Source organism: Sphingomonas sp. 66-10, from assembly GCF_001897045.1.
Lineage (GTDB): Bacteria > Pseudomonadota > Alphaproteobacteria > Sphingomonadales > Sphingomonadaceae > Sphingomonas > Sphingomonas lycopersici.
The window spans coordinates 11,215-16,090 of sequence record NZ_MKRR01000003.1 but is presented as its reverse complement, the minus strand read 5'-3'; the positions used below and the strand labels follow the sequence as shown (position 1 = coordinate 16,090).

The 4,876-nt window shown below is 64.2% G+C and carries 4 protein-coding genes; all 4 read right to left on the bottom strand.

The features are described from left to right. Positions 1 to 1,497, bottom strand: a 1,497-nt coding sequence (locus BGN95_RS00765) for a flavin-containing monooxygenase (RefSeq protein ID WP_286771327.1), incomplete at its 3' end; no start/stop codon positions are given. A gap of 51 nt (positions 1,498 to 1,548) precedes the next feature. Then, positions 1,549 to 3,186: a long-chain-fatty-acid--CoA ligase gene (locus BGN95_RS00760; RefSeq protein WP_265271290.1), complete on the bottom strand. Its 1,638-nt coding sequence runs from the start codon at positions 3,184 to 3,186 to the stop codon at positions 1,549 to 1,551. An 87-nt stretch (positions 3,187 to 3,273) separates the two neighbouring features. After that, on the bottom strand, positions 3,274 to 3,954 hold the full coding sequence (locus BGN95_RS00755; RefSeq protein ID WP_286771326.1) for an NnrU family protein: 681 nt from the start codon (positions 3,952 to 3,954) through the stop codon (positions 3,274 to 3,276). 55 nt (positions 3,955 to 4,009) lie between these two features. Next, positions 4,010 to 4,876, bottom strand: an 867-nt coding sequence (locus BGN95_RS00750) for a peptide MFS transporter (protein ID WP_286771325.1), incomplete at its 5' end; no start/stop codon positions are given.

The window sequence follows — 4,876 nt, the reverse complement described above, 5'->3', positions numbered from 1 at the left end:
GCCGGCGCGGCGCTTGCCGTCGTAGATGAATTCGGTGCCGTCGAGGTCGATCAATGGAAATTCGTCCTTTTCCCGCCAGTAATCCTGATTGTGCATCCATTCCGGCTTGTCGCCGCGCACCGGCATCTTATCGAGCCCGCGCATCAGATAGCCGGGGTTGAAATTGCCCGCGTCGATCCACGGCAGCAGCGGCATATCCCTGTCTTCGTCGCGTAATGCGACGTCGACGCGTTTCGCGTTGAGCGCGTCCATATGGTTGAGCAGCCGGCAGACGAAATCGCCGAGCATGTCGACCCGCAGCGTCCAGCTTGCGCGGAAATAGCCCATTACCCAGGCGAGGTTGGGCACGCCGGTGAACATCATCCCGCGATAATTGACCGTCTCGTGCCAATCGACCGCGCGGCCGTCGACCGAGAAGGGGATGCCGCCCATCATCGAGAAATGGAATCCGGTCGCGGCGATGATGATATCGGCCTCGATCAAGTCGCCCGATTTGGTGCGGATGCCGGCCTCGGTGAAATGGTCGATCTCGTCGGTGACGACATCGACCTTGCCCGCCGCCACCGCGCGGAACAGATCGCCGTCGGGGACGAACGCCAGCCGCTGCTGCCATACGCGATAGCGCGGGGTGAAATCGGGCTCGAAGCGGAAATCCTCTCCGGCATAGGCGCGGATCAGTGCCTTCAATTCCTCGAACACCACATCGGGCTCGTTCTGGCAGCGCAGTGTGAGCTGATCCTGATCGTGCATCACCTGCGCGCGGACGACGCGGTGGACGGTCGGTTCGTCGATGCCGATCTGGCGCAGCCGGTCGGCGAGCTCGTTCTGGTTGGGTGCGCAGAAGAAATAGGTCGGCGAGCGCTGGAGCATCGTGACATGCGCGGCTTTCTCCGCCAGCGCCGGGACGACGGTGGCCGCGGTTGCGCCCGAGCCGATCACCAGCACGCGCTTGCCGGCATAATCGATCGCCGGGTCCCATAATTGCGCGTGGAGGAACAGCCCGCGATAATCCGCCCGCCCCGGCCAGTCGGGGATGTACGGCGTTTCGTGGTCGTAATAGCCTTGGCACATCCACAGGAAATTGCAGGTGAAGGAGAGGGTGGCGCCGTCCGCCTTGCGCAACGCGTCGACATGCCACAGATTTTCCGCGCTCGACCAGCGGCACGCGGTGATGCGGTGGCCGTAGCGAATGTGGCGGTCGATGTGATTCTCGGCGATCACCTCGCCCATATATTTCAATATCTCCGCCCCGCTGGCGATCGGGGCGCCGATCCACGGCTTGAACCTGTAGCCAAAGGTGTAGAGATCCGAATCCGATCGCACGCCGGGATATTTGTGGGTTTCCCACGTCCCGCCGAACGTGTCCTTCGCCTCCAGCACCAGATAGCTTTTCTCCGGGCATTGATCCTGGAGATGGAAAGCCGATCCGATGCCGGAAATGCCGGCGCCGACGATCAGCACGTCGACATGGGTGGGCGCGAGATCGTTCTGCTGCACCGTGCCTCTCCTTTATCTCTAAAGGACAGGCTAGTGTTTATTCGCCCGCGATCAAGGGCGCGCGACCTCGAACGGCAGCGTGTACCCCTCCATCCGCTGGCGGATCAGCTTCTTGTCGATCTTGCCGGTCGCGCCGAGCGGGATTTCGGGGACGAACAGCACGTCGTCGGGCATCCACCATTTGGCGATCTTGCCATCGAGATAGGCGTTGAGATCGTCCCGGCATGCGTTCGCGCCGGGCTTGAGCTGGCACAAGAGGATCGGCCGCTCGTCCCATTTCGGGTGCGCGACCCCGATCACCGCCGCGAGCGCGACCGCGGGGTGGCCGGTCGCGATATTCTCGATCTCGATCGAGCTGATCCACTCGCCGCCCGATTTCACCACGTCCTTGGCGCGATCGGTGATCTGCATATAGCCCTTGTCGTCGATCGTGGAGACGTCGCCCGTGTCGAAAAAGCCCTCCGCATCGAGCACCTCGCCGCCCTCGCCGCCGAAATAGGAGGCGACGATCGTCGGACCCTTGATCATCAGCCGGCCCGGGGTCTTGCCGTCGTGCGGCAAGCGGTTGCCCGCATCGTCGGTGAGCTTGAGCTCGAGCCCGGCGAGCAGCCGCCCCTGTTTGGTGGCATAGTGGACCCGCGCATCCTTATCCATCGCCGCCACCTCGGCCGAGGGCGAGGAAATGGTCGCGAGCGGCGAGGTTTCGGTCATTCCCCAGCCCTGGATCACCTCGACGCCATAATCGTCGCCAAAGGTGCGGATCAGCATCTCGGGCACCGCCGACCCGCCGATCACGACGCGCTTCAGCCCGCCGAGCCCGCGTCCGCTCGATTTGAGATAGTGCAGCACGCCCTGCCAGATCGTCGGCACCGCGGAGGAGAAGGTGATCTCCTCCTCCTCGATCAGATTGACGAGCGATTCGCCGTCCATCCTCTGCCCGGGCAGCACCAGCTTGGCGCCGACCGCAGGGGCGGAATAGACCATCCCCCAGGCGTTGGCGTGGTACATCGGCACGACCATCAGCACATTGTCGCGCGCCGAAAGCGCCAGCGCATCGGCCTGCAAGGTCATCAGCGCGTGGATGAAATTGGAACGGTGCGCGTAGAGCACGCCCTTGGGATTGCCCGTCGTCCCCGAGGTGTAGCAGAGGCCGCAGGCGGTATTCTCGTCGAACCCGCCCCAGGTGAACTCGGCCGGCTCGCCCGCGATCCAGCTTTCGAAGGCGGTCGCGGCATAATCGGTCTTGGGCAGATCGGTGGCATCGCACAGAAAGATGACGCGCTCGATCGTCGGCGCTTGCGGGAGAAGCTGGCCGACCAGCTCGGCGCAGCTCGGATCGGCGAACAGGATGCGATCCCCGGCGTGATTGGCGATATAGGCGATCTGCTCGAGGAACAGCCGCGGGTTGAGGGTGTGGAGCACCGCGCCCATGTTCGCCGCGCCATACCAGACCGCGAGATGGCGGGCGGAATTCCACCCCATCGTCGCGACGCGATCGCCGGGGCGGATGCCGGCACGTGCAAGGCCGCTCGATACGCGCTTGGCGGCGGCGTGGAGCGCGGCATAATTGTCGCGCGTCACGACGCCATTGGCATCGCGCGACACGATCTCGCGCGCGCCATGCCACGTCGCCGCGTGATCGAGGAACTTATCGACCGTCAGCGCGCCATGCTGCATCAACCCGAGCATTCGTGACCTCTCCTCATTCTCGCTTTGCCGCGAGAATAGGGGAAGTGTGCGTTATGCGAAAGCCCTGAAACTTAGGTTACGAAGTATTTAGCTGATCCAATACCAGATGCCAGCGCGCCACCCGGTGAGCGGGATATGCGCCCATGTCGCGACCAGCCACACGACCAGCCCGCCGGCAAGCGCGTGCATCCCGAACCCGCCGAAGCGCGCGCGGCCGGCGGCGATCGCGGCGAACGGCCAATAGCTCGTCCGTTCTTGCCAGACGCGCCAGAAATCGGGCTGGAGCGTCGCCTTCTTCCGGTCCTGGAAGGCGGCGCCGACCAAAGCGAGAATGATGATCGCGATCGCGACGATGATGTTGGACGGTTCGGGATAGACCAGGATGTGCGCCGCGCCCCACAAGGCGAAGGCCCACATCATCGGGTGACGCGTCACCGCGAAGACGCCGCGCGCCGCGGGCACCTCGCCGGTCGCCGCCTGCGGCAGCGCCGGGTTGCGGATCAGCGATCCCATCAGGAGGATGCTGGCGATCAGCATCACCGCGGTCGCGATCGCCCAGGAGAGGTCGCCCGCGATCCACAAGGGCGCGCCGGGCGGGGCGGCGCGATAGGCGATAATCAGCCAGATCAATGTCGCAAAGGCGACGAGGCTGTAGAGCGCGAGAAATCCGCGCTCGCCGAGGCGCGCGACGAGCGGCGCGCGCAGCGGATGCGACAGCAGGAAATGCGTCCCGACGAATGCGGCCGCCGCCGCCAGCACATTGCCCATCGCATCCTCCAATCGTCGTCGTGCCGGGTCGAGCCCGGCACGACGAAAAGCGATTTTACTGCACGCCGTGCATCCACTTCTTGAGCGGCCAGGAGAGCAGGAACAGCACCACGCCCAGCCCGATCGCGACCAGTGCGATCGTCGTGAAGGTGTGGGTATAGGTATCGAGGCTGACCTTGAGATTGGTCACCTGCCCGCCGACCGTCTCGACGCTGGCGAATTGCGCCACGACGCCCGCGACATATTGCGCGACCGAGATCGACAGGAACCACACCCCCATCATCAGCCCGACGACGCGCGCGATCGACAATTTGGTGATCATCGACAGCCCGACCGGAGAGATGCACAATTCGGCGGCCGAATGGATCACGTAGAGCCCGGCGAGCCACCACAGCCCGACCTTGTAATCCGGGCCGACGAAGGTCGATCCCCAGACGAGGAACAGAAATCCCGCCCCGACCCCCATCAGCGCGACCGAGAATTTGATCGGGATCGAGGGTTCCCACCCGCGCCGGGCGAGCCAGCCCCACAAGGCGCTCATCACCGGCGCGAGCAGGACGATCGACAGCGGGTTGAAATTCTGCGTTTGCGGCGCGGAAAGCGAGAACAGCCCGAACACGCTGCGATCGGTGTTGCGATCGGCGAACAGGGTGAGGCTCGATCCGGCCTGTTCGAACAAGGTCCAGAAGACGACGTTGAAGACGATCAGCACCATCGCGGCGAGCATCATCTCGCCTTCCTTGCGGCTCCCCTTGACGAACGACCAGACGAGGATCGCGGGGACCGAGACGATGAAGGTGCCGAACAATAGCTGGCCCATCAGCGGCAGCGTCGCGAGATAGCCGATGAAGCCGGCGCCGGGCGCGGCTTTTTCGGTCGTCATCAGATTCTGGAACAGGAAATAGAACAGCGGCACCGCGAG

Excerpts from the sequence above, each read along its gene's own strand:
- BGN95_RS00760 (WP_265271290.1), bottom strand. The coding sequence starts at position 3,186 with ATGCTCGGGTTGATGCAGCATGGCGCGCTGACGGTCGATAAGTTCCTC.
- BGN95_RS00755 (WP_286771326.1), bottom strand. The coding sequence starts at position 3,954 with ATGGGCAATGTGCTGGCGGCGGCGGCCGCATTCGTCGGGACGCATTTC.